The sequence below is a fragment of the Streptomyces plumbidurans genome, assembly GCF_019857225.1.
Classification (GTDB): domain Bacteria; phylum Actinomycetota; class Actinomycetes; order Streptomycetales; family Streptomycetaceae; genus Streptomyces; species Streptomyces plumbidurans.
The window spans coordinates 33,308-56,777 of sequence record NZ_JAFJSY010000072.1; the positions used below are offsets into that span (position 1 = coordinate 33,308).

A 23,470-nucleotide genomic window follows, 5' to 3' on the forward strand; every position below is an offset into this window, starting at 1 on the left:
ATGACCTTCGACCGGGCGGGCTACGACAAGTACGCCTACGAGCCCTTCGCCGTCACCGTCGACCTCGCCGTCCTCACCGTCCGCGACGGCGCCCTGCAGGTACTGCTCGTCGAGCGCGGACAGGAGCCGTACGCCGGCCACTGGGCGCTGCCCGGCGGCTTCGTGGAGCCGCACGAGTCCGCGGAGACCGCCGCCCGGCGCGAACTCGCCGAGGAGACGGGCCTCGCCGACGTCACCGGACTCCACCTGGAACAACTGCGGACCTACAGCGAACCCGGCCGCGACCCCCGGATGCGGGTCGTCTCCGTGGCCTTCACCGCACTTCTCCCGCACGCCCCCGAGCCGCAGGCCGGCACCGACGCGGCACAGGCGAGCTGGCTGCCGTACGACTCGGCCGGTCCGCTCGCCTTCGACCACGACCGCATCCTGGCCGACGCCCACGAACGCGTCGGCGCCAAGCTCGAGTACACCTGTCTCGCCACCGCCTTCTGCCCGCCCGAGTTCACCCTCGGCGAGCTGCAGCGGGTCTACGAGACGGTCTGGGGCACCACCCTCGACCGGCCCAACTTCCGCCGCAAGGTGCTCGCCACACCCGGCTTCGTCGACCCCGTGCCGGGTGGCGCCCGGCTCACCGGCGGCCGTGGCAAGCCCGCGGCCGTCTACCGCGCGGGTCCGGCCACCGCCCTGCACCCGCCCCTTCTTCGACCGTCCCGGGAAGGACGCCCCGCATGACCTTCGACATCGTCGACAAGCAAGCCGCCACCGGGGCGTTGACCGGTCTCGCCCTCGGGGACGCGCTCGGCTTCCCGACCGAGTTCAACGACGTTCCCGGGATCATCGCCAAGTTCGGGCCATGGCGGCAGATGCCGCTGCCGACACCCGCGATCGTCTCCGACGACACACAGATGACCCTGGCCGTGGGACACGCGCTGCGGACGGCCACCGACCGCGGGGTGCTCGAACCGGAGAGTCTCGAAGGGCCGCTGCGCAAGGAGTTCGTGCGGTGGTACGAGTCGCCGGACAACAACCGAGCGCCGGGCAACACCTGTCTGCGCGCCTGCGAGCTGCTGCGGGACGACAGCCGCGCCTGGCAGGACGCCAGCCAGATCGGCTCCAAGGGCTGCGGCGCCAACATGCGGGTGGCACCCGTCGGCCTCCTCCCCGGCCTGAGCGAGGAACAGCGCGCGGGCGCCGCCCAGTTGCAGTCCGCGCTGACGCACGGGCATCCCACGGCACTCGCCGCCTCCGACCTCACCGCCCACGCCGTACGACTGCTCGCCGAGGGCGCCGAACCGGCCGGACTGGTCGGCCAGTTGCACTCGTACGCACGGGAGAACCGCAGCCGCTACCACGAGCCCTGGCTCGGCGACCTGTGGACCCGGGCCCATGACGCCTCCCCGGAGGCGTTCATCGCGCGCGGCTGGGACGAGTGTCTGGAGATCCTCGGCCGCCTTCAGGAGGCCGTGCGCACGGCCTCGCCGGAGAACGATCCGTGCCTGGCCACCGGTGCGGGCTGGATCGCCGAAGAGGCCCTGACGACCGGCCTGTTGTGCTTCCTGCAGTTCGCCGACGAACCCGTCACGGCGATCAGGCGGGCCGCCTGCACCTCGGGCGACTCGGACTCGATCGCCGCACTGACGGGCGCCTTCGCGGGCGCCCGGCTCGGCGCGGAGGCATGGCCGACCGAGTGGGCCGACCGCATCGAGTACGGCAGCGACCTGGTGACCCTCGGGGCCCTCTGGGACTCTTGAGCCATGATCGGCACTCTCCCCCTCGACCTGACGGCGGTGGTCGCCGAGCAGCCCGACCCGGTGCTGTTCGCGACCGTCTCCGGCGCGCATCTGTACGGCTTCCCGTCCCGCGACTCCGACGTGGACCTGCGCGGCGCGCATCTGCTGCCGACCGCGGACCTCGTGGGTCTGCGGGAGCCCGAGGAGACCCGGTCCCGGATGTGGGACCGGGACGGCGTGGAGATGGATCTCGTCACCCACGACCTGCGCAAGTTCGTACGCCTGATGCTGCGCCGCAACGGCTATGTGCTGGAGCAGCTGCTCTCGCCCCTGGTCGTGCACACCACCGATGCCCACCGGGAGCTGGCGGCCCTCGCACCCGCCGTCGTCACCCGCCATCACGCCCATCACTACCGGGGGTTCGCGCGGACGCAGTGGCGACTGTTCGACAAGACGGGCGAGTTGAAGCCGCTGCTCTACACCTTCCGGGTGCTGCTCACCGGCATCCATCTGATGCGCAGCGGGCAGGTGCGGGCCCATCTGCCCACGCTGCTCGGCGAGATGGAGGCGCCCGCCTACCTCGCGGACCTGATCGCCGCGAAGGCGGAACAGGAGCACGGGAAGGCCGACGTCGACCACGCGCGCGTGCAGGCCGACGTGGAGCGGCTGCACGTCGTGCTGGACGAGGCACAGACGGCCTCCGCGCTACCCGACGCCCCGGCCGTCCACGACGCCCTGCACGACCTCGTCGTACGGATCCGGCTGGAGCGCTGAGGCGCGCCGCACCCGGACGAGGAAGTCCTCCACCCGGCGGTGATCCGGCTCGGCGGGCAGCGGGCTGCGGAGGGCGGCCTCGTCCGCCTCGTTCGCCAGGCGGTTCATCCAGGACTCGACCTCGGGCCAGGAGACCTCGCCCCGCTTGACCGCCAGCAGCGGCTCGCGCTGGTCGCCGACGTCGAGGGTCAGGGCGCCCGTGCGCAGCAGGTCGCGGGAGCTCATCAGCAGACGCAGCAGGTGCATGGCGTGCTTCCAGCGCGGGGTGCCGTGGGCGCGGACGGTCGCCTCCAGCTTCCTGCGCTGGCCGAGTGCGTAGCGGGTGAACGTCCCGTGGGCGCGCCGGGACAGGAACGCCTCGCGCAGCGCGAGCAGTTCACGGCCGGTGTCGTCGACGTACTCGACGAAGGGGGAGTGCAGGCACTCCAGGATGTTCGGGTTGGCGCGCAGCGCCAGCTCGCAGAAGCGCTCCAGCTCCCAGCCGAACTGCTCCTCGGCCGGACCCTCGACATGGGTCGGCGGCTTCTCGAAACGCCAGAACAGAGCGGTGGGAGCGAGGAACACGCCCCGGCGGTCGGTGTCGCTGCCCTCCGTCGCCAGACCGAAGGCGCGCGAACCCATGACACAGGCGTAGATCGTGTGGTCGCGGACCAGGGTCTCGGGGCGCATGAACGGGAGCGTACGCGGCGCCTCACGCCAGGCTGATGGAATTTCCCTTCACCTTGATCTGCTGCTCGGCCAGCGGCTTCGGGGCGGGGCCGCGGGCCACCGAGCCGTCGGCCACCTTGTACTTGCTGCCGTGGCAGGGGCAGTTGATCGTTCCGTCGGCGACGGCGCTCACCGTGCAGCCCTGGTGGGTGCAGATCGCCGAGAAGGCCTTGAACTCGCCCTTCTTCGGCTGGGTCACCACGACCTTCTCGTCCTTGAAGATCTTGCCGCCGCCGACCGGGATGTCGGACGTCTTCGCCAGCTCCTGACCGCTGGAGGCGTTCACCGAGGACGATCCCGAGTCGTTGTTGTCGCCGTAATTGCTGCAGCCGGCGGCGAGCGTGGCGGCGCCGGTCGCGAGGAGAACCGTGCGACGGGTCGAGCGGTGGGTCATGTCGTCACTCCGAACGTACGGAAGAACCAGAGGGCGGAGGTCAGCCAGATGAGGGTGAGCGCCGTGAAGACCAGCCCGCCGACGAGCGGAAGCAGCCAGCCGGGAAGCCGCTCGGAGCGGAGCAGAAGCATTTTTGCACTGAAAACACCGAAGAAGAAACAACCCAGGATGGAATGCAGCAAAACGCGCGTTTCATAGGTCTGGTAACCCAGCGCGTACAGACAGTGCACGGCGACCGGGACCGCCACGAGGAACGCGATCCGCCCCGACCAGCGGTGCAGCTTCGACGCCCAGCGCGGGCCCGGCAGCCTGCCGTAGACCATGAGGGCGCTCACCAGCTGGACGAGCGCGAAGAAGAACGCGGTCGTCGCCAGCCATGACTTCACCGCCCCCGTGCTGCTGAAGCCGGCGAGGTTGAAGGCGGTCCCCGCCGGGTCGTGGACCCGCCCGTACACACCGAGGCCGACGGCCACCGCGGCGGCGGCGAGAGCCGGGACGAGATAGCGGACGGCGCCGGCGGGGCGACGGACGGGCTCGGGCGAGGGGAATCCCTGGGTGGCGGCGTTCGGGTCGACGGTCATGGTCGGCTCCCTGGAGCGGACGGTGGTGTCGGCTGACGACGGGACGGACGCCGTCGCCGCGAGGCGGTGAGACGGCGCGCCGTGGGTGCCGGGAGGTGGCGTGGGGTGCGGTGGTTGAGGGTTGGCAGGGTGTGCGGTGGTTCCGGGTCGGCGGGGTGCCATGGTTCGGCTGACAGAGGTGCGCGGTGGTGCAGGGGTGGCGGTGGGGGCGCCTGGTGTCTCGGGGCCGGTGGCCGGGGTGTGCGGTCCTTCGGGCCGGTGCAGCGTCTTGCCCCGTCAGGGGGTGGCCGGGCGTGCCGTGAGGTGTTGTTCGTCGACCGTTACCGCGCCCGTTGTCGGGTCGATGGGCGGTGCGGCGCCGGGGGTTCCGTCGCGGGTGAGGATGCCTACCTGCTTGCCGCCCGGCAGGACGATCCAGCCGCCGTCGAGCTTCGCCCCACGCACTGTGGTCGTGGCGCGCCACAGGGCGCCCGGCTTTTTGGCCCTGTTCGCGGTGAAGCCGTAGTGGCCGCCGCCGACGTCGGCCGTGCCGCGGATGCGCCTGCCGTCCTTGAGGGTGCCGTTCAGGACGTCGCCGTTCTTGCCGGTCAGCCGCATGCTGCCGTCGTCCCTGACGTCGCCCTTCAGCCACGACTCCTTGGCGTGGCCGTCGCAGAAGTACGCGATCGCCTTGCGGTCGCGCACCGTCACGGCGACGGCGGAGGAGTCGTCGTCCGTCCGTCCGGCGTAACTCGCGTCGGGCACGGACACCCGCGACGGCGAGGGGCTGGGCGGCGTGGCGGTCTTCGTGGGAGCCGGCGACGCGGCAACGGTCGGCGGCTTCTTCTTCGGCGTGGACGAGACGGCTTCGGTCCCCGTCGTCGCGTTGAGCGACAGCATGAACAGGCCGAGCAGCAGTCCCGCGAGCAAGGTGATCAGCGGTCCAGGACGCTTCATACGGACCTCCCCCGAGGCGATGGTGCTGCCATCAGAGCGGACCGCGGGCCCGGCGTAAAGAGGCGCAGAGGGGCGTCCGGCGCCAAGTAGCGGAATTGGGTCGATTCAGAGACATTGGCGATGTCTCCGGTACTCGCGGCGAGCGGTGTACGCGGCGCCGTCCCGTCTCAGCGGGCGGGCGCCGCGTACCCGCTCGTCACGGGCTGACTACGCTGGACGGTCGTAAAGCCGATCCGAACAGCAGCAAGGAGTCGAGCCGTGGCGGTACGAGCGGTCCGGGGAGCCGTCCAACTGGAACGGGACGAGGCCGGCCACATGGACGAGCAGGTGGGGGCCCTGCTCACCGCCATCCTGGAGCGCAACGCCCTGACCGCCGACGATCTGATCAGCGTCTGGTTCACGGCCACCCCCGACCTGCACAGCGACTTCCCGGCGGCCGCCGCCCGCAAGCTCGGCGCCGGATTCGCCGACGTCCCCCTGATCTGCGCCCAGGAGCTGGACATCGAGGGCGCCATGCCCCGCGTCGTCCGCGTCCTCGCGCACATCGAGTCCGACCGGCCCCGCTCCGACATCGCCCACGTCTACCTGGGCGCGGCGGCCGCTCTGCGCAAGGACATCGCCCAGTGAGAACCGCGCTCGTCATCGGCACCGGGCTCATCGGCACGTCCGCCGCCCTGGCCCTGTCGCAGCGGGGCGTCACCGTGCACCTCACGGACCACGACCCCGAGCAGGCCCGTACGGCCTCGGCGCTCGGCGCCGGCACCGACGAGCCCCCCCAGGGCCCGGTCGACCTCGCGATCGTCGCCGCCCCGCCCGCCCACGTCGCCGCCGTGCTGGCGGACGCGATGCGCCGGGGCGTGGCCCGCGGCTACCTCGACGTGGCCAGCGTCAAGGGCGGCCCGCGGCGCGAGCTGGAGGGACTGGGCCTGGACCTGGCCGCCTACATCGGCACCCACCCGATGTCGGGCCGTGAGAAGTCCGGCCCGCTGGCGGCCACCGCGGACCTCTTCGAGGGCCGCCCCTGGGTGCTCACGCCGACCCGGGACACCGACACCGAGGTGCTCAACCTCGCCCTGGAGCTGGTCTCGCACTGCCGTGCCGTGCCGGTGGTCATGGACGCCGACGCGCACGACCGCGCCGTGGCCCTGGTCTCGCACATGCCGCACCTGGTCTCCAGCATGGTGGCCGCGCGCCTGGAGAACGCCGAGGAGGCGGCCGTACGACTGTGCGGCCAGGGCATCCGGGACGTCACCCGGATCGCCGCCTCCGACCCCCGGATGTGGATCGACATCCTGTCCGCGAACCCCGGACCGGTCGCCGACCTGCTCTCCGACGTCGCCCTGGACCTGGACGAGACCGTGCGGGCGCTGCGCTCGCTGCAGTCCTCCGACGAGGCCAAGCGCCTCGAGGGCACGAGCGGCATCCAGGAGATGCTGCGGCGCGGCAACGCCGGACAGGTCAGGGTCCCGGGCAAGCACGGCTCCGCGCCGCGGGCGTACGAGGTCGTGGCGGTGCTGATCGACGACCAGCCGGGCCAGCTCGCGCGGATCTTCGCGGACGCCGGCCGGGCCGGGGTCAACATCGAGGACGTACGCATCGAGCACGCGACCGGGCAGCAGGCCGGTCTGGTGCAGCTGATGGTGGAGCCGCAGGCGGCGCCGGTCCTGACGGCGGCCCTGCGGGAGCGGGGCTGGGCGATCCGGCAGTGATCCCGCGGGGCAGCGACCGTGAGCCGATCATCCGTCTGTAAGAGGGCGCCCAGGGACCCAGTAACCTGGTGCGGGGCACGATCGCGCCCCGCCACCCCCGTCGCACCGCACCAGGAAGGTGTCCCCCCGTGGAAAACGGCGCTGCCCAGCCCGTGATTGTCGCCATCGACGGCCCCGCCGGCACCGGCAAGTCGAGCACGTCGAAGGCCGTCGCCGCGCAGCTCGGCCTGAGCTACCTGGACACCGGCGCCCAGTACCGGGCGATCACCTGGTGGATGGTGAACAACGGGATCGACATCGACGACCCGTCCGCGATCGCCGCCGTGGCGGGCAAGCCCGAGATCGTCTCCGGCACCGACCCGGCCGACCCCACGATCACGGTCGACGGCGTGGACGTGGCCGGACCGATCCGCACCCAGGAGGTCTCCGCCAAGGTCAGCGCGGTCAGCGCGGTCCCCGAGGTGCGGTCCCGGATCACCGAGCTGCAGCGCTCGGTGGCCGCCGCCGCGAAGGCCGGCATCGTGGTCGAGGGCCGTGACATCGGTACGACCGTGCTGCCGGACGCCGATCTGAAGGTCTTCCTGACCGCCTCCGCCGAGGCCCGCGCCGCCCGCCGCAGCGGCGAGCTCAAGGGCTCCGACGTCAACGCCACCCGCGAGGCCCTGATCAAGCGCGACGCGGCCGACTCGGGCCGCAAGACCTCGCCGCTCGCCAAGGCGGACGACGCGGTCGAGGTGGACACCACCGAACTCACGCTGGCCCAGGTCATCGAGTGCGTCGTCACCCTCGTCGAGGAGAAGCGGGCCGGAAAGTGACCGGAGCCCCCGTTCCCTCCGAGAAGGGCGCAGAGGTCGGGCGGCGCATCGGCGTCGGCCTGATGTACGGCCTGTACCGGCCCCGCGTCCTCGGCGCCTGGAAGGTGCCCGCGACCGGCCCGGTGATCTTCGCCGTCAACCACTCGCACAACATAGACGGCCCCATGGTCATGGGCGTGGCGCCCCGGCCGACGCACTTCCTGATCAAGAAGGAGGCGTTCGTCGGCCCGCTCGACCCGTTCCTGCTGGGCATCGGCCAGCTGAAGGTGGACCGGTCGATCGCCGACCGCGGGGCGATCACGCGGGCGCTGGACGTCCTGTCGGCCGGCGGGGTCCTCGGCATCTTCCCGGAGGGCACCCGCGGCGAGGGCGACTTCGCCTCCCTGCGCGCCGGACTCGCCTACTTCGCCGTCCGCAGCGGCGCCCCGGTCGTGCCGGTCGCCGTGCTGGGAAGCTCCGGGCGGCCCGGACGGTTGATAAAGGCGCTGCCTCCGCTGCGCAGCCGTATCGACGTGGTCTTCGGCGACCCGTTCGAGGCGGGCGACGGCACGGGACGGCGTACGCGCAAGGCGCTCGACGAGGCGACCGAACGCATCCAGAAGCAGCTCACCGCGCACCTGGAAAACGCCAGGCGGCTCACCGGCCGCCGGGCGACACTGAGTAGTGGATCAACCCCGTAGAACCGGGTGCTCCACCGACCACCACGATGAACGACGAGGTACGGACTTCATGAACGACCACATCCACTCCGAGGGCTCTTTCGAGGAGCACGACCACGGAGAGCTTGGCGATGCCGAGTACGCGGAGTTCATGGAGCTCGCCGCGGAGGAGGGCTTCGACCCCGAGGACGTCGAGGGCGCCATCGAGGAGGCCGGTCACGGCCCGTTGCCCGTCCTCGCCGTCGTCGGCCGCCCCAATGTCGGCAAGTCGACTCTGGTGAACCGCATCATCGGCCGCCGCGAGGCGGTCGTCGAGGACAAGCCCGGCGTCACCCGCGACCGCGTGACCTACGAGGCGGAGTGGTCCGGCCGCCGCTTCAAGGTCGTCGACACCGGCGGCTGGGAGCAGGACGTCCTCGGCATCGACGCCTCCGTGGCCGCCCAGGCGGAGTACGCGATCGACGCCGCCGACGCCGTCGTGTTCGTCGTCGACGCCAAGGTCGGCGCGACCGACACCGACGAGGCGGTCGTACGACTGCTGCGCAAGGCCGGCAAGCCCGTGGTGCTGGCCGCCAACAAGGTGGACGGGCAGAGCGGCGAGGCGGACGCGGCCTATCTGTGGTCGCTGGGCCTCGGCGAGCCGCACCCGGTCTCCGCGCTGCACGGCCGCGGCACCGGCGACATGCTGGACGCCGTGCTCGAAGTACTGCCGGACGCGCCGCGCGAGACGTTCGGCGCGGGCGGCATCGGCGGTCCGCGCCGAATCGCCCTGATCGGCCGCCCGAACGTCGGCAAGTCCTCCCTGCTGAACAAGGTGGCGGGGGAGGAGCGCGTCGTCGTCAACGAAATGGCGGGCACCACCCGCGACCCGGTCGACGAGCTCATCGAACTGGGCGGTGTCACCTGGAAGTTCGTCGACACGGCCGGTATCCGCAAGCGCGTCCATCTGCAGCAGGGCGCCGACTACTACGCCTCGCTGCGCACCGCGGCCGCGGTCGAGAAGGCCGAGGTGGCGGTCGTCCTGATCGACGCCTCCGAGTCCATCTCGGTGCAGGACCAGCGCATCGTCTCCATGGCCGTCGACGCCGGACGCGCCATGGTCATCGCGTACAACAAGTGGGACACCCTCGACGAGGAGCGCCGCTACTACCTGGAGCGGGAGATCGAGACCGAGTTCGGCCAGGTCTCCTGGGCGCCCCGGGTCAATGTCTCCGCACAGACCGGCCGCCACATGGAGAAGCTGGTCCCGGCGATCGAGACGGCTCTGGCGGGCTGGGAGACCCGGGTCCCCACCGGCCGGCTGAACGCCTTCCTCGGTGAGCTGGTCGCCTCCCACCCGCACCCGGTCCGCGGCGGCAAGCAGCCCCGCATCCTGTTCGGCACCCAGGCGGGCACCAAGCCCCCGCGGTTCGTGCTGTTCGCCTCCGGGTTCATCGAGGCGGGCTACCGGCGCTTCATCGAGCGCAGGCTGCGCGAGGAGTTCAGCTTCGAGGGGACGCCCATCCACATCTCCGTGCGGGTGCGCGAGAAGCGCGGCAAGAAGAAGTAGCGCCATGTGTGGGAGGGGCGGTCCCGGCCGGGACCGCCCCTCCCACACGTCGCCGAGGACGCGTCGCGCCTCAGTTGCTCGCGCTGCTTCCGCGCGGGCCGGGCGGCAGCGCGGCCGGCAGCTGGTGCATGCCCGTGCCCTGCTGCCCGGTCGACCCGACGCGCTGCCACTGCGACTGCTGCCGTGCGCTGACGGCGCCCGCGCTGTAGGCGCTGTACGAGCTGCTGAACGACCCCGGGCGGTGTCTGGTGTGCAGTCCCGTACTGCGCGGGATGTTCCCGAAGGCGGTGAACCCCAGCTCCTCCTCGCCGCTGCGGTCACCCGGCAGCGTGCGGAAGGACCTGACCCACTCGGCGTAGAGCGCGTCGTAGATGGGCGTGGCCGAGGGGCCGCCCGAGTTGTCCTGGGCCGACCGCGCGGACGGGATCGGCTGGAGGGGCTGGCGGCGGGGGACTTCGTATGCGTGCACGTATGTCCAAACGACCCCGGAACTCAAGGGATGCGGTCGGCGCCGGCCCCGTCGGGTGCACGCCGAGGGCGCACTCACGTCCCCGCGAGAGGCATGGCGACACCGACCAACTGCCCGTTGGCCGCCGCCTTGTCCAACGCGTCCCGCAACAGGTCCTCGCGCGGCTGGCGCCCGATGGAGCCCACCGGCGCGGCGAACAGCAGCACCTGCCGCAGCTTGTTGGCGGCGGTCCGCCAGCCCTCGGTGACCTGCAGCGGCTGGTGCGCCTGCCACCACGCCACCGGCTGCGTGCCGTTGCTGCCGGGCTGCAGCACGGCGTGCAGCTGGCCCATGGCGAGCAGCACCGACCAGCCGTGCAGCACCGGCGGCACCTCGTTCAGCTGGGTCAGCGGCATGAAGCCCTGCTCGATGAGCAGCGGCAGGAAGTCGTCGCCCGCCCCCGTCGTGCCCGGCCGCACGATGGGGCCGGTCGGCTCGACCACCAGCGCCGGGTGCAACTCGCCGCCGATCAGGACGAGTCCGCTGGTCACCCCGAGCACGGCCTGCTCGGGGACGACCTGCGCCGGGTCCAGGTCCACGCCGTCCCCGGAGATGGACCGCACGGCACCGCGGAGCTGCTCCTCGGTGACCTGGACGACCTGCGAGGGCAGACAGGTGGCATGGGCGAAGGCGAGGACCGCGGTCTCCTCGCCGATGAACAGGACGGTGCTGGTGCGCTCCTGCGCGGAGTCGCCGGGGGTGCGGCAGGACGTGCAGTCGTAACTGCCCGGGGCGTTGTCTCCGGCGAGCAGCCGGTCGGCTTCGTCGTCGCCGATCTCGGCACGTACCTCGTCGCTGACGTCGAGCATGCGCGGCACGGGTGGCTCCCTCGGGGTCGTGGTGCGCGGCGGGGCCGGGTGGCTCCCGGCCCGTGAACCGGGTGGGCCCGGGCTCATGAAGAAGACAACGGGCGATCTGTGGCGGGAGTCACGCCCCAAGCCGAACGGAATCGAACCATCCACCGCGCAGGGTCACCGCAGGTGCGGAATCGGATACTCACCGTCAAGTCCGTGGAAATCCAAGGAAGTTGGTTTCGTGAGGTGAGTCACAGATCGTCCCGGTCTCCGGTCGACAAATCATGAAATGCACGAATGAAATGGGTGGCCGAAAAAAGTCGTTACCCGCGGTAATGGCGAACTGGCCTGGAATGACAAGCAGTTGGTTGCTGACGCCTCGACAGGCTCTCTACATTCCTCCGCCGTGTGCAACGAGCACCGCTCGGGTACGTCCGTCGGCCGAACAAGCCGGCTCAGCACCACCTCCGGCGGACGGGACGGAGCGTGACGACCACTCAGGTGGGTGGGAGGCGCGCCTCGCTCTGGGGGACCCCGGGTTGTTCGAGAGGGAACTTCATGTCCGAATGTGCCGATACCACTCACGGCAGCGCTCGTCACGACAACGCACGCAGGACGCCGGGTCGTACGACGGCGGTCCTCGCCGGGGCCGCGCTGCTCGCCGCCCCGCTCGGACTGCTCGCCGCGGCCGGGAACGCCGCGGCTGCCGACAACGGAGTGTGGGACCGCATCGCCCAGTGCGAGAGCGGCGGCAACTGGCACATCAACACAGGCAACGGCTACTACGGCGGGCTCCAGTTCTCCGCCGGCACCTGGCGCGCCTACGGCGGCACGGCCTATGCGCCCACCGCCGACCAGGCATCCAAGGGGCAGCAGATCGCCGTGGCCTCCAAGGTCCAGCGCGCCCAGGGTTGGGGCGCCTGGCCCGTCTGTTCGGCACGGGCCGGTGCGTACGGAAGCGCACCCGCATCCTCGGCCTCGGTGACCACGAAGTCAGCCGGGTCCACCAAATCGGCCAAGCCGACCAGGACAGCCCCGTCGAAGAAGCCGTCGAAGGCGCCGGCACGTTCGACGGGCCACACGGCGCGCGGAGAGTCCCGTGGCGACTACACCGTCCGCCGTGGCGACACGCTGAGCAGGATCGCCGCACGGCACGGGACGACCTGGCAGAAGCTGTACGCCGCCAACAAGGCCGTCATCGGCGCCGACCCCGATCTGATCGTGCCCGGGCAGCAGCTCGACCTCTGAGCCGCCCCCGCACCGCACACGGGCCCCTCCGGTCGTCCGACTGGGTGGGGCCCCTCGGCGCACACGACGCGCCGGAGCGGTCCCGGGCCGCCCGCTGCTTACCGTGGCCCGATGTTGCGCACGCACCACAGGCAAGGCGCGCCCCGCAGGTACGGCACGCCGATCGCACTGGTTCTGGCCGCCGCCCTGTGCGGCCTTTCGGCCCCCGCCACCGCCCGGGCGGCAGCGCCGCCCCCGCAGCGCGGAGTGCTTCCCACGCGCGTGGCCCACGACTGCGCCAAGGACCACTGGCCCTGGGGCTGCGTCGCGAAGTGCGAGAGCGGCGGCCGTTGGAACGCCAACACCGGCAACGGCTACTACGGGGGCCTGCAGTTCTCGCAGCCCACCTGGCGGGCGTTCGGCGGGCTGAAGTACGCCGCGCGCGCGGACCTCGCCACGCGCGACGAGCAGATCGCCGTCGCCAAGAAGGTGCTGGCCGAGCAGGGCTGGGGCTCCTGGCCCGTCTGCTCCGACCGGTACGGGCTCGAAGGGCGGGTGCTCAAGGTGCGGCCCGGCCGGACGCTGTCCTCGATCGCGGAACTGCTCGGCGTCGGCGGCATCTGGGAGGCGCTCCACGGGACCGACGGGAACGACGGGACCGACGAGGACATGACCGGCGGCGGTACGGACGAGGTGAGCCCCGGTACGACGGCGTTCACCCCCGAGGACCCGGCCCTCGACGGGGAGCCGCACCGGGCCCGCGCCGAGTTCGGCCCGCCTCTCGACGACGCTCCAGCTCGGCCGCCTCTCCACTGAACACCACGGCGCCGCGGCGCAGTTCGTACACCAGGACCCCGGGCCGGCCCTGCAGCCCGGGCGGCAACCGCTGCTCGGCGACGACGACACACGCGTCGAGACCGGCCAGCAGTTCGTACGTACGCGCCGCGACCGCGGGCGACATGCCCTGGGCGGGCTCGTCGACGAGCACCACGCGCGCGCGTGCCAGCAGGGCGCGGGCGAGCGCCAGCATGCGCTGCTCGCCACCGGAGAGAGTGCCGGCCCGGCGCCCCAGCAGCGGCCCCAGCTGCGGATAGGCCTCCAGGGCGACCTCGTGCTCGCGGGCCGTGAGGTCCAGGTTCTCGCGCACGGTCAGGGACGCGAACACGGCCTGCCGCTCGGGGACCAGGCACAGCCCGCGGCGGGCCCGCTCGTAGGCCGGCATCCGGCTGACATCGGCACCGTCCCACACCACCGCGCCGCCGGACAGCGGCACGGTTCCCGCCAGCGCGCGCAACGCCGTCGTACGGCCGGAGCCGTTGCGGCCCAGCAGCACGGTGAGGCCGGGGCCGGGGGCGGCGAGGGTGACGCCGTGCAGGGCCTCCAGGGGGCCGTAGCGCACGCGCGCGTGGCGCAGCGAGATCGTCATGCGCCCGCCTCCGTGGCGCCGAGGGCGTCGAGCACGTGCCCGGGCGGGCCCGAGGCGACGATGCGGCCCGCCGTCATCACATGCACGACGTCCGCGAGGTCGGCGACCAGGTCGAGGTCGTGCTCCACCACGAGGAGGGCGGCCCCGTCGGCCGCGAGAGCCCTGAGCACGCGGGCCAGCGCGGTGACTTCGCCGCTGTCCAGGCCGGCGGCCGGCTCGTCGAGCAGCAGGACGCGGGGACTTCCGGCCACGGCTCGCGCCAGCTCCACGCGGCGCAGGGTGCCGGTCGGCAACCCGGCGGCGGGGAGAGAGCGGACCGCGCCGTCCAGGCCCAGCAGGCGGAGGGCGCGTTCTGCGGCTGCCGGGTCGTGGATGCGGCCCTGTTCTGCGCCCACGCGGACGTTCTCGGCGACGGTCAGGGTGGGGAAGACGGACAGTTGCTGGAAGGTGCGGGCGATGCCGAGGTGGGTGCGGGTGTGGGTGGGGAGGTGGGTGATGTCTTTTTCGCCGAGGCGTACGTGGCCCTGGGTGGGGCGGAGGGTTCCTGCCAGGCAGTGGAACAGGGTGCTTTTGCCTGCGCCGTTCGGGCCTACGATCGCGGTGATGCGGCCGGGGGGTACGTCCAGGTCCACGCCGTTCAGGGCGGTGAAGGTGCCGTAGCGGGCGTGTAGGGCCTGGGCTTTGAGGGTTGGTGCGGGGGCGTGGGGGTGCACCCGGCCTTCGGCCGGGTTTGTGGTGCCACCCGCACCGCCCGTTTCGCTTTCGTTGTCGGGTGCGGGTGGCCCTTGTGGGGGTCGAGCGCCATCGGCGGGTGCCGGTTTCGGTCGTACGGCTGCCTGTCTCGGCCGTAGCTGTCTTGCTGCCCGCAAACCCACCGGTGTCAGGCGGGACTCGGGGCGTGGGTGCAGGCGTTGCGCCGCTGTTCTGAGGGCCTCGTACGGGCCGCCCGGGAAGCGGCCCACCAGCACTGCCAGTACGCCGATCAGGGCTGCCGCGACGCCGCCCCGGGCGCCCGCGTCGAGGCCCACCAGCAGTGCCGCTGCGAGGAGGGCGCCCAGGGTGCTGTCCGCGCCGAGTACGACCACTGCGGCGAACCACAGCAGGCCGCGGACGGGGTCGAAGGCGCCCGGGTCGAAGGCGCGCAGCCCCATGCCGAGCATGCCGCCGCCGAGGGCGGCCAGGGCGGCGCCCGCGACGAACGCCAGGAGCTTGAGCGAGGGGACGTGGACGCCCGCCGCCGACGCGCCCGGCTCGTGGTCCCGCATGGCCGCCAGCGCACGGCCCGTACGGCCGGTGCGCAGCGCCCGCGTCGCCAGCAGGGCGGCCGCCAGCAGGGCCAGTTCGAGGACGTAGTAGGCGCGGTCGCCCTCGAAGCCCGCCGGGCGCCCCAGCGAGAGCCCGGAGGTGGCGTACGGCTGGGCGAATACGAAGCGGCTCACCCCGACGCCCACCGCGAACGTCGCCAGCGCGAGCGCGAGGCCCCGGCGGCCGATCGCCGGCCAGCCGGTCAGCAGACCGAGCGGAGCGACCAGCACCACCGCCACCGCGAGCGCGGCCAGTTCGGGCAGCCGGGGCAGGCCCGGGAAGCGGCCCGCCGCGAGCAGCGCCGTGAACAGGGCGCCCAGACCCGCGTACGCCGCCTGCCCCAGCGAGATCTGGCCGCCGCGACCGGTGACCACCACCAGCGAGAGCAGGACCACGCCCAGCGCCGGAACCTGGACCGACGTGTGCAGGTCCGAGCCGGCGAAACCCAGCGGCAGCAGGAACAGCACGACCGCCACGGTCCACGCCCCCGGCGGCGTCGGCACGCGCGCGGTGGCCGTGCGCGGCAGCGCGTCGCGGGTGCCGATGCGGGGCAGTGCCAGCGCCGCCACCAGCAGGGCGACGACGAACAGGTTCGCGCCCACCGCCTGCAGCAGGGGCGCGCCCCAGCCCGGCGGATGCAGCCGCGTCAACTGGCTCTGCGCGACGCCGATGCCCAGCGCGACGACGACGGCCACCGGCAGACTGCGCATCCGCGCCGCCACCGCGACCGCCACCACCTCCATGACGAGCAGCGGCATCCCGTACGGATCCAGCCGGACATACGGCGCCAGCAGCACACCCGTCAGACCCGCCGTGAAGGAGCCGAACGCCCAGCCGGCCGCCGCCACCCGGTCCGCGTCGATCCCGCCGAGCACCGCCAGCTGCCGGTCGTCGACCACGGCCCGCAGCTCCGTGCCGAACCGCGTCCAGCGGATCACCGCCCCGACCCCCACCGCCAGCACGAGCACCACACCCAACTGGCCCCAGGGATCCGCCGACACCAGCTCGGGCGCGTCGTTGCGCGCCCCCTGTCCCCACACCAGCGCCGCCCCGCCGACCAGGAGCACGAAGACGCCGATGGACGCGACGAGGGTCTGGGCCGGATCACCGCCCAGGACCGCCGTGGGACGGAAGACGAACCGTTCCAGCACCACGCCGATCGCCGGGGCCAGAACGACGAGCGTGACGGTCGCCCCGAGCCACAGCGGCCAGCCCCACTCGACGACGCACTGCCGCAGCACATACGCGCACACCATCGCGATCGCGCCGTGGGCGAAGTTGAGCACGCCGGTCGCGCGGTAGGTCACCACCAGGCCGATCCCGGTGAGCGCCGCCGCGCTGCCGACCGAGAGACCGGCCAGCGTGAGGTCGTACGTCAGTGAGGACATCAGCCGGTTTCGCCGGCGGGGTCGCAGATCGGGCACGGGCCCAGCTCGCCGCCGACCAGCAGCTTCGCGTCCACCGGCACCGCCTCCACCTTGCCGGCGACCAGCGGGCAGTCCGCACGGTGCCACAGTGTGCCGCCCGGCACCATCAGCAGGTCCCCGCTGACCGCGAGGGGCAGGGCCGCGGCGCGCCCGGCGTCGTCGGTGTCGGCGGATCCGGCGGCCACCAGGAGGCCGTAGAGCTCCTCCACGCGCGCGGCCGCCAGCGCGTTGCGGCCCTGGGTGAGCAGCACCGCCCCGGCGACGATCAGCGCCGCCCCGGGGACCGTGCAGGAGGCGAGGTAGGGCAGCTGGCGCTCGGCGAAGCGCTCGCCCGAGATGCCGTACCAGCCGATGACGCACAGCACCGCTCCCGCGGCGAGCGCGGCCCAGCCGGCCCACAGGACGGGGTGCACGGTTCGCAGTCGGCCTGTCCGCATCGCTGGCTCCCGCACGTCGCGTTCTTGCCCAAATGCCTGCTGCTCTTCCATGTAAGCCAATGGACTTGCACTATGCCTTCTGCAAGCCGACCCTGAAAGCACCGGGCGCACCTTGCCCGGACAACACCCGGTGGTGAGCCAGATGGTTCTCGGGAGCGACCTCAGGAGCACAAACGCACCAAGGGGGCGCGGCCCACGGGCGGCGGGCCGGGGCGCGGCGGCGCTGACCGCCCTCGTACTCGTCCTCGCCCCGGTCCTCGCGGCATGCAGCGACGACAGCGGTGGTGGCAGCCAGAGCGCGCCTCCCACCCCGTCCGTGGAGAAAACGACGAGCGCCCCGGCGACGGCACCGGCCGACCCGACGGCCGCGACGAAGCAGATCCAGCAGAACTGGAAGAAGTTCTTCGACCCGGCCACGTCCATGAAGGACAAGCAGGCGGTCCTGGAGAACGGCGACCGGATGGGCCCGGTCATGCAGGCGTTCAGCGGTGACCAGCGCGGCGGGCAGGTGCAGGCGAAGGTGACGAAGGTCGAGTTCACCTCACCTGCCAGGGCGAACGTGACCTACGACCTCACCCTGAAGGGGGCCACCGCACTGCCGGGCGCCACCGGGACGGCCGTCGAGCAGAACGGCACCTGGAAGGTCTCCGTGAACACGCTGTGCGCACTGGTCGGCATGAGCGGAAATGCCTCGGCGTCGGCTCTCCCCGGCTGCTGAGACCGCTGCCGCGGTGCTGCTGCTCCTCGTGGGCACGGCCTGCGGCAGCCGGCTGCCGGAGAGCGACTTCGAGCACGGCGGCCGCACCGCCGCGCCCGCGCCCAGCAGCGCCGCGCCGGTCCGCGTCGGCATCGTCACCAGCGCCACCAGCCCGGTCGGCGGCAACACCTTCACCGGCCCCCGCGACGGCGCCAAGGCCTGGTTCGACCGGCTCAACGCCCAAGGGGGCATCGACGGGCACCCCGTGGAGGTGCACGAGTGCGACGACGGTGGCAGCGGCGTCGGCGACAACTCCTGCGTGCACAAGCTGATCGACGACGACAAGGTGGTCGCCCTGGTCGCCACCACCGCGCTGGACTACGCGGGCGCCCCCCGCGTCTCCCACGCGCGCGTGCCCGACATCGGCGGCCAGCCCATCGGGGCCGCCTACGACACCTGGCCGCACCTGTATGGCATCTACGGCAGCCTCGCGCCCCGCGACGGCACCCCGGGCTGGGGCGGAAAGCTCTACGGCGGCACGGAGGTCTACCGCTACTTCAAGCGCGTGAAGGGCGCCCGCACGGCCGCCGTGGTGTCGTACAACCAGGCCGCGTCCGCCTCCTACGCCCGCCTCGTCGAGCAGGGGCTCAAGGCCGAGGGCTACAAGGTGGTCACCGAGGAGGTCGACTTCGCGCTGCCCAACTTCCGTGCCGCTGCGGCCGATCTGAAGGAGCAGGGCGCCGACCTCGTCTTCGACGCCATCGACACCCACGGCAACGCCCAGCTGTGCAAGGCGATGGACGAGGCCGGCGCCGAGGTGATCGCCAAGGTCACCAACGTCCAGAACTGGACGTCCACCGTCCCCGACGACTACAAGGACTCCCCGCGCTGCCGCAACGCCCTGTGGGCGACCGGCTCCAGCCGCAACTACGACGACACGAGCGACCCGGCCGTGCGGCGGTTCCGCAACGCCACCAAGGGCCTGAAGACGCACTCCCAGTGGCAGTTGGAGGGCTGGGCGGCCGCCATGTGGTTCACCGACGCGGCCAGGTCGTGTGCGAGGACGGGCATCACGCGCGCGTGCGTCGACGCCTCCATGAACCGCAGCGAGAACTACACCGCCGGCGGACTGCTGCTCCCGGTCCGCTTCGAGCGGCTGGCCGAGCCGCCGAAGCACCGCAGGACGTGTCTGTCGGTGGCCCGCTGGCAGGACGGCAAGGGATGGGTGTCCCAGGGCGACATGAACAGCACCTGCTTCGACGTGCCGCAGCTGCCCTACCAGCCGTAGATCCGCCGCGACGGAACGCAACCAAAGGGCCCCGGTACCGGTCTGACCGGGCAGCACAGGGCGAGGGAGGAAGGAGCCTGACCGGATGACGACGTTGGCCCCGCAGGCCGCACCGCTGCGCGCCGACTGCATCGCCGACTCGGCGGGCGGGCTGACCTTCGACGTGCCGGCGTCCGGGGAGACCGGCCCCGCCCTGCTCGTGCTGCGCCTGCGGGAGGGCCACGAGGAGGTCTGCCTGCCGCTGACCCCGGCCGGGGACGGCCGGCTGCGTGCCGCCCTGCCCAGCAGCGTCGCCCTCCCCGAGGGCCGCTGGGACGCCTACGCGCGCGTGGCCTCCGGGGAGCCGCGCCGCCTCGCGCCCGGCGTCACCGATCTGCGCTCGCTCGCCGCCCGCACCCCGGGCGCCGCCCGCGGCCACGTCGCCGTCCGTATCCCGTACGCCACCCGTCAGGGCAGGCTCAGCGTCCGCAGCTGGCTGCGCGCCCCGCACGCCGAAGTCGGCGAACTGCACGTCGAGCAGGGCGTGTTGAGCGTGCGGGGACGGGTGTACGGCACCGGGCTCGGCCCGCACGCCCACGCCGAGGTGCGCGCCCGGCACGCGCCCGTGCCGGTGCTGCGGACCGAAGTCCTCGCCGACCGGGCCGAGTTCCGCCTCAAGGTGGTGTACGCGGCCCTGGAGCCGGGCGTGTGGGACCTGTGGCTGCGGCCCGCCGGGGAGACGGGGCCGCAGGTGCGGCTCGCGCGGCTGCTCGACGACGTGGCCGACAAGAAGCCGGTGTTCACGTATCCACGCGTGCGCGTGGACGGGCCGTACGGACCGGTCGAGGCCGGGCCGTACTACACGCGGGACAACGACCTGTCGGTGTCCGTCACCGCGTGCGCCGCGCCCGGTGAGGCCCTTTGACAGACTCGGATCATGTTGGAGACCTCGGCACGACTCCTGCGGCTGCTCTCGCTCCTCCAAGCCCACCGGGACTGGTCCGGCGCCGATCTGGCCGACCGCCTCGGTGTCACCCCGCGCACCGTGCGCAGGGACGTCGACCGGCTGCGTGAACTCGGCTACCCCGTCAACGCCAGCCCCGGCACCGGCGGCGGCTACCAGCTGGGCGCCGGCGCCGAACTCCCGCCGCTGCTGCTGGACGACGACGAGGCGGTCGCCGTCGCCGTCGGGCTGCGCACGGCCGCCGGACAGGGCATCGAGGGCATCGGCGAGACCTCCGTACGCGCGCTCGCCAAGCTGGAGCAGGTCCTGCCGGGGCGTCTGCGGCGCCGTGTGAGCGCCCTGAACGCCTTCACCGTGCCGATGCTGCGCGGCCCGCAGTCCTCCGCCGTCGACCCGGCCCTGCTGACCGCGCTGGCGAACCTCTGCCGGGACGCCGAGCGCCTCCGCTTCGAGTACAGCGACCACGGCGGCACCGCCACCCGCCGCACCGTCGAACCGCACCGCCTGGTGTGCAGCGAGCGCCGCTGGTACCTGGTCGCCTGGGACCTGGACCGCGACGACTGGCGTACGTTCCGCGTCGACCGCATCACGCCGAAGCCGCCGCACGGCCCGCGCTTCACCCCGCGCACCCCGCCCGCCGAGGACCTCGCCGCCTACGTCTCCCGGGGCGTCTCGACGCGCGCGTACGCCTCGCACGCGCTCGTCCGGCTGCTGGTGCCGATCGAGGAGGCCACTGAGCGGATCTCACCGAGCGCGGGGCAGCTGGAGGCAGACGGTCCTGACGCCTGCCTGCTGCGCACGGGAGCCGCGAGCCTGGACGTGATGGTGGTTCACGTGATGCTGACCGGCTTCGAGTTCGAGGTGCTGGAGCCGGCCGAGCTGACCGAGGCGATCAGGACCGCCCGGGACCGGCTTGCTCGCTCTCTGGCTCGGGCTGAGGCGTCACCGCGGCCAGTTCGGGATGGTGCAGATCGAACGCCGGGGACTCGGAGCGGATCTTCGGCAGGGTCGTGAAGTTGTGCCGCGGTGGCGGGCAGGAGGTCGCCCACTCCAGGGAGCGGCCGTAGCCCCAGGGGTCGTCGACGTCGACCTTCTGGCCGTACTTGGCGGTCTTCCAGACGTTGTAGAGGAACGGCAGCGTCGACATGCCGAGCAGGAAGGCGCCGATCGTCGAGATGGTGTTGAGGGCCGTGAAGCCGTCCGCGGCGAGATAGTCCGCGTACCGGCGCGGCATGCCCTCCGCGCCCAGCCAGTGCTGCACCAGGAACGTGGTGTGGAAGCCCACGAACAGCGTCCAGAACTGGATCTTGCCGAGCCGCTCGTCGAGCATCTTGCCGGTGAACTTGGGCCACCAGAAGTAGAACCCGCCGAAGATCGCGAAGACGACGGTGCCGAAGACGACGTAGTGGAAGTGCGCGACCACGAAGTAGCTGTCCGAGACATGGAAGTCCAGCGGCGGGGAGGCGAGGATCACCCCGGTCAGACCGCCGAACAGGAAGGTCACCAGGAAGCCCGTCGCCCACAGCATCGGGGTCTCGAAGGACAGCGAGCCCTTGATCATGGTGCCGATCCAGTTGAAGAACTTCACGCCGGTCGGCACGGCGATCAGGAACGTCATGAAGGCGAAGAACGGCAGCAGCACCCCGCCGGTGACGAACATGTGGTGGGCCCACACCACGACCGACAGACCGGTGATCGCCATGGTCGCGCCGACCAGCGTGAGATAGCCGAAGAGCGGCTTGCGGCTGAACACCGGGAGGATCTCCGTGACGATGCCGAAGAACGGCAGCGCGATGATGTAGACCTCGGGATGGCCGAAGAACCAGAACAGGTGCTGCCACAGCAGGGCTCCGCCGTTGGACGCGTCGAAGACCTGCGCCCCGAACCGCCGGTCCGCCTCCAGACACAGCAGCGCCGCGGCGAGCACCGGGAACGCCATCAGGATCAGGATCGACGTGAAGAGCGTGTTCCAGGTGAAGATCGACATCCGGAACATCGTCATGCCGGGGGCGCGCATCCCGATGATCGTGGTGATGAAGTTGACCGCGCCGAGGATCGTGCCGAAGCCCGCCAGCGCCAGACCCATGATCCACAGATCGGGTCCGACGCCGGGGGAGTGCGTCTCGCTGTTGAGCGGCGCGTAGGCGAACCAGCCGAAGGCGGCGGGCCCGTCGGGAACGAAGAGCGAGCCGAACACGATCAGCCCGCCGAACAGGAAGAACCAGTACGACAGCATGTTCAGGCGCGGGAAGGCGACGTCGGGGGAGCCGATCTGCAGGGGCATCAGCTCGTTGGCGAAGCCCGCGAACATCGGGGTCGCGAAGAGCAGCAGCATGATCGTGCCGTGCATCGTGAACAACTGGTTGTACTGGTGGTTGTCCATGATCTGCAGCCCGGGCCGGGCGAGTTCGGCGCGCATCAGCAGCGCCATCACCCCGCCGATCAGGAAGAAGGCGAACGAGGTGATCAGATAGAGGTGGCCGATCTTCTTGTGGTCGGTGGTCGTCAGCCAGTCGACGACCACCCGCCCCTGCCGACTGGGCACCGGTCGCGCCGCCGTGTGTACGGTCTGGGTCCCCATCGCTCGCTCGCCCCTTCGCTCGTTGCGCCCCGGGTCCGCCGCAACCCGCGGACACCTGGCCGCGAGCTCACGCCATGATGCTCGCGTGGCCGTGTGCTCCGACAGGGGGCGTGCGGGGGTTCTGTGCTGGAGCCATGGATTTCCTATGCTCTGTCAGCTCCCGCGGACTTGCCCGAAAGCGGTCGGGAAAGAACTCCGGAGTCAGTTCTGACGGCACTTTCCGCCGCGGAATTGGAAGAGCGTTCGCGACACGCGGCAATTACGTTCGATTGCCTGCAGAAGGTGTACGGAAGCGTCCGTTCGGGTGACGGAGCGGGCTGGAAACGCGTGTCGTGGTCCTGTGACAGAAGTGTGACCGGAGGGGGATACGGGCCGCGTGGGCCCAGCCCCGCTTCCCTGCCCGCCGGACAGGGCCTAGCGTGGCGGCATGGCACCGATTCCCACTCCGCAGGCGGAGCCCCAGGACAGTCCCGACGCCTACGTCGGCCTCGACGCGGCCGGCGCCGAGCGGCTCGCCCGCGACCGCGGATGGTCCACGGTCCGCTCGCTGCCGCCGGGGGCGATCATCACCATGGAGTACCGCGTGGGCCGGATGAACTTCGAGGTCGAGGACGACCGCGTGGTGCGGGCCTGGAAGGGCTGAGAAGGCGCTCCGGGCCCCGGCCCGCCCGGCTGCACGACGAACGCGGCCCCCGTACGACGGAGGCGGCCGATGCACGACGAAGGCCCCGGTTCCTGGGCGGAACCGGGGCCTTCCTGGTGCGGGGGTGGTTGTGCGTACCGACCCCGCTGTCCTTGTGCCGGTCAGGCGCCCGTCGCGGGCCGGGCCGCCGTCGAGGCCGTGGCGCCGCGCCCGACGCGGTCCGACTGCGGTGGGCGGCGGCTGCCGGCCGGGGTGACCGGTGTGCGCTCCGAGCGGGCCGTGTGCGGACCCTGGGCCAGGTAGGGGTAGGCGGGTGCCCGGGCCGTGCGGCCCGGCGAG

24 protein-coding genes and 2 pseudogenes are annotated in these 23,470 nt (G+C 72.1%); 15 read left to right on the top strand and 11 right to left on the bottom strand.

Translation table 11 applies throughout. The features are described from left to right. From JYK17_RS32450 to JYK17_RS32460, 3 genes are read left to right on the top strand one after another with little or no spacing between them, the layout of a single operon-like run. Nucleotides 1–732 carry an NUDIX hydrolase gene (locus JYK17_RS32450; protein WP_108012021.1) on the top strand — a complete coding sequence of 244 codons (732 nt, stop codon included), beginning with the start codon at nt 1–3 and terminating at the stop codon, nt 730–732. Then, nucleotides 729–1,751: an ADP-ribosylglycohydrolase family protein gene (locus JYK17_RS32455; protein WP_108012020.1), complete on the top strand. Its 1,023-nt coding sequence runs from the start codon at nt 729–731 to the stop codon at nt 1,749–1,751. Before JYK17_RS32450 ends, JYK17_RS32455 begins: the two co-directional genes overlap by 4 nt. A gap of 3 nt (nt 1,752–1,754) precedes the next feature. Continuing rightward, entirely contained in the window at nt 1,755–2,504 is a 750-nt protein-coding gene (locus tag JYK17_RS32460) for a nucleotidyltransferase domain-containing protein (protein WP_222811772.1), read from the top strand. Here the strand turns inward: JYK17_RS32460 and JYK17_RS32465 are convergent. The 4 genes from JYK17_RS32465 to JYK17_RS32480 form a co-directional block, all read right to left on the bottom strand. Next, nucleotides 2,436–3,173 carry a nucleotidyltransferase domain-containing protein gene (locus JYK17_RS32465; RefSeq protein ID WP_128803467.1) on the bottom strand — a complete coding sequence of 246 codons (738 nt, stop codon included), beginning with the start codon at nt 3,171–3,173 and terminating at the stop codon, nt 2,436–2,438. The two genes, JYK17_RS32460 and JYK17_RS32465, sit on opposite strands and share 69 nt — an antisense overlap. Nucleotides 3,174–3,195: 22 nt before the next feature. After that, complete coding sequence (locus JYK17_RS32470) at nt 3,196–3,606, bottom strand: Rieske (2Fe-2S) protein (RefSeq protein ID WP_108012017.1); 411 nt, start codon at nt 3,604–3,606, stop codon at nt 3,196–3,198. Beyond that, the gene (locus JYK17_RS32475) at nt 3,603–4,187 is read right to left on the bottom strand and encodes a DUF6529 family protein (protein WP_108012016.1); all 585 of its coding nucleotides are present in this window, start codon (nt 4,185–4,187) and stop codon (nt 3,603–3,605) included. Before JYK17_RS32475 ends, JYK17_RS32470 begins: the two co-directional genes overlap by 4 nt. A 276-nt stretch (nt 4,188–4,463) precedes the next feature. Further along, a complete protein-coding gene (locus JYK17_RS32480) occupies nt 4,464–5,123 on the bottom strand; it encodes a hypothetical protein (protein WP_108012015.1) in 660 nt (219 codons plus the stop codon). Nucleotides 5,124–5,381: 258 nt separating this feature from the next. Here JYK17_RS32480 and aroH point away from each other — a divergent pair, with 258 nt between their 5' ends. The 5 genes from aroH (at nt 5,382) to der (ending at nt 9,855) form a co-directional block, all read left to right on the top strand. Further along, nucleotides 5,382–5,750, top strand: a complete 369-nt coding sequence (gene aroH / locus JYK17_RS32485) for a chorismate mutase (RefSeq protein WP_108012014.1) — start codon at nt 5,382–5,384, stop codon at nt 5,748–5,750. Next, the gene (locus tag JYK17_RS32490) at nt 5,747–6,832 is read left to right on the top strand and encodes a prephenate dehydrogenase (protein WP_108012013.1); all 1,086 of its coding nucleotides are present in this window, start codon (nt 5,747–5,749) and stop codon (nt 6,830–6,832) included. The genes aroH and JYK17_RS32490 overlap by 4 nt, the downstream gene beginning before the upstream one ends. Before the next feature lie 128 nt (nt 6,833–6,960). Beyond that, nucleotides 6,961–7,647, top strand: coding sequence for a (d)CMP kinase (cmk, locus tag JYK17_RS32495; RefSeq protein WP_222811773.1), 687 nt, complete (start codon nt 6,961–6,963; stop codon nt 7,645–7,647). Then, nucleotides 7,605–8,327 carry a lysophospholipid acyltransferase family protein gene (locus JYK17_RS32500; RefSeq protein ID WP_372465348.1) on the top strand — a complete coding sequence of 241 codons (723 nt, stop codon included), beginning with the start codon at nt 7,605–7,607 and terminating at the stop codon, nt 8,325–8,327. Before cmk ends, JYK17_RS32500 begins: the two co-directional genes overlap by 43 nt. A 49-nt stretch (nt 8,328–8,376) precedes the next feature. Beyond that, a complete protein-coding gene (der, locus tag JYK17_RS32505; protein ID WP_108012010.1) occupies nt 8,377–9,855 on the top strand; it encodes a ribosome biogenesis GTPase Der in 1,479 nt (492 codons plus the stop codon). 70 nt (nt 9,856–9,925) lie between these two features. Here der and JYK17_RS32510 read toward each other — a convergent pair whose 3' ends face one another. Together JYK17_RS32510 and JYK17_RS32515 are read right to left on the bottom strand one after the other, a co-directional pair. After that, nucleotides 9,926–10,324, bottom strand: a complete 399-nt coding sequence (locus tag JYK17_RS32510; protein WP_181362440.1) for a hypothetical protein — start codon at nt 10,322–10,324, stop codon at nt 9,926–9,928. Between the two features lie 74 nt (nt 10,325–10,398). Beyond that, on the bottom strand, nt 10,399–11,181 hold the full coding sequence (locus JYK17_RS32515; RefSeq protein WP_108012009.1) for a DUF8842 C-terminal domain-containing protein: 783 nt from the start codon (nt 11,179–11,181) through the stop codon (nt 10,399–10,401). A gap of 534 nt (nt 11,182–11,715) precedes the next feature. Between JYK17_RS32515 and JYK17_RS32520 the strand changes: the two genes are divergently transcribed. Both JYK17_RS32520 and JYK17_RS32525 read left to right on the top strand, forming a co-directional pair. Continuing rightward, nucleotides 11,716–12,405: a transglycosylase family protein gene (locus tag JYK17_RS32520; RefSeq protein WP_108012008.1), complete on the top strand. Its 690-nt coding sequence runs from the start codon at nt 11,716–11,718 to the stop codon at nt 12,403–12,405. A gap of 111 nt (nt 12,406–12,516) precedes the next feature. Next, entirely contained in the window at nt 12,517–13,200 is a 684-nt protein-coding gene (locus JYK17_RS32525; protein WP_108012007.1) for a transglycosylase family protein, read from the top strand. On the opposite strand, the gene JYK17_RS32530 is transcribed toward JYK17_RS32525, so the two are convergent. Genes JYK17_RS32530 through JYK17_RS32540 form a run of 3 tightly spaced genes read right to left on the bottom strand, consistent with a single transcriptional unit; the run spans nt 13,100 to nt 16,979 of the window. Beyond that, nucleotides 13,100–13,810, bottom strand: a complete 711-nt coding sequence (locus tag JYK17_RS32530) for an ATP-binding cassette domain-containing protein (RefSeq protein ID WP_108012006.1) — start codon at nt 13,808–13,810, stop codon at nt 13,100–13,102. The genes JYK17_RS32525 and JYK17_RS32530 overlap by 101 nt on opposite strands. Continuing rightward, the gene (locus JYK17_RS32535; RefSeq protein WP_108012069.1) at nt 13,807–16,503 is read right to left on the bottom strand and encodes an ABC transporter permease subunit; all 2,697 of its coding nucleotides are present in this window, start codon (nt 16,501–16,503) and stop codon (nt 13,807–13,809) included. The genes JYK17_RS32530 and JYK17_RS32535 overlap by 4 nt, the downstream gene beginning before the upstream one ends. Continuing rightward, nucleotides 16,503–16,979: a hypothetical protein gene (locus JYK17_RS32540; RefSeq protein ID WP_222811774.1), complete on the bottom strand. Its 477-nt coding sequence runs from the start codon at nt 16,977–16,979 to the stop codon at nt 16,503–16,505. Before JYK17_RS32540 ends, JYK17_RS32535 begins: the two co-directional genes overlap by 1 nt. 142 nt (nt 16,980–17,121) lie before the next feature. On the opposite strand from JYK17_RS32540, the gene JYK17_RS32545 reads away from it, so the two are divergent. The 4 genes from JYK17_RS32545 (at nt 17,122) to JYK17_RS32560 (ending at nt 20,921) form a co-directional block, all read left to right on the top strand. After that, nucleotides 17,122–17,697 carry an MTB12 C-terminal domain-containing protein gene (locus JYK17_RS32545; protein WP_128803472.1) on the top strand — a complete coding sequence of 192 codons (576 nt, stop codon included), beginning with the start codon at nt 17,122–17,124 and terminating at the stop codon, nt 17,695–17,697. Beyond that, nucleotides 17,666–18,964, top strand: coding sequence for an ABC transporter substrate-binding protein (locus tag JYK17_RS32550; protein WP_222811775.1), 1,299 nt, complete (start codon nt 17,666–17,668; stop codon nt 18,962–18,964). Before JYK17_RS32545 ends, JYK17_RS32550 begins: the two co-directional genes overlap by 32 nt. Before the next feature lie 85 nt (nt 18,965–19,049). After that, the gene (locus JYK17_RS32555; protein WP_108012002.1) at nt 19,050–19,868 is read left to right on the top strand and encodes a hypothetical protein; all 819 of its coding nucleotides are present in this window, start codon (nt 19,050–19,052) and stop codon (nt 19,866–19,868) included. Between the two features lie 12 nt (nt 19,869–19,880). Then, entirely contained in the window at nt 19,881–20,921 is a 1,041-nt protein-coding gene (locus tag JYK17_RS32560) for a helix-turn-helix transcriptional regulator (RefSeq protein ID WP_108012000.1), read from the top strand. Here the strand turns inward: JYK17_RS32560 and ctaD are convergent. Next, nucleotides 20,815–22,488, bottom strand: a pseudogene (gene ctaD / locus JYK17_RS32565) (aa3-type cytochrome oxidase subunit I); the annotation flags it as partial. The gene JYK17_RS32560 and the pseudogene ctaD sit on opposite strands and share 107 nt — an antisense overlap. 427 nt (nt 22,489–22,915) lie before the next feature. Here ctaD and JYK17_RS32570 point away from each other — a divergent pair. Continuing rightward, nucleotides 22,916–23,131: an I78 family peptidase inhibitor gene (locus JYK17_RS32570; RefSeq protein WP_128803474.1), complete on the top strand. Its 216-nt coding sequence runs from the start codon at nt 22,916–22,918 to the stop codon at nt 23,129–23,131. A 161-nt stretch (nt 23,132–23,292) separates the two neighbouring features. Here JYK17_RS32570 and JYK17_RS41400 read toward each other — a convergent pair. Then, nucleotides 23,293–23,470: pseudogene (locus JYK17_RS41400) on the bottom strand (phosphatase PAP2 family protein); the annotation flags it as partial.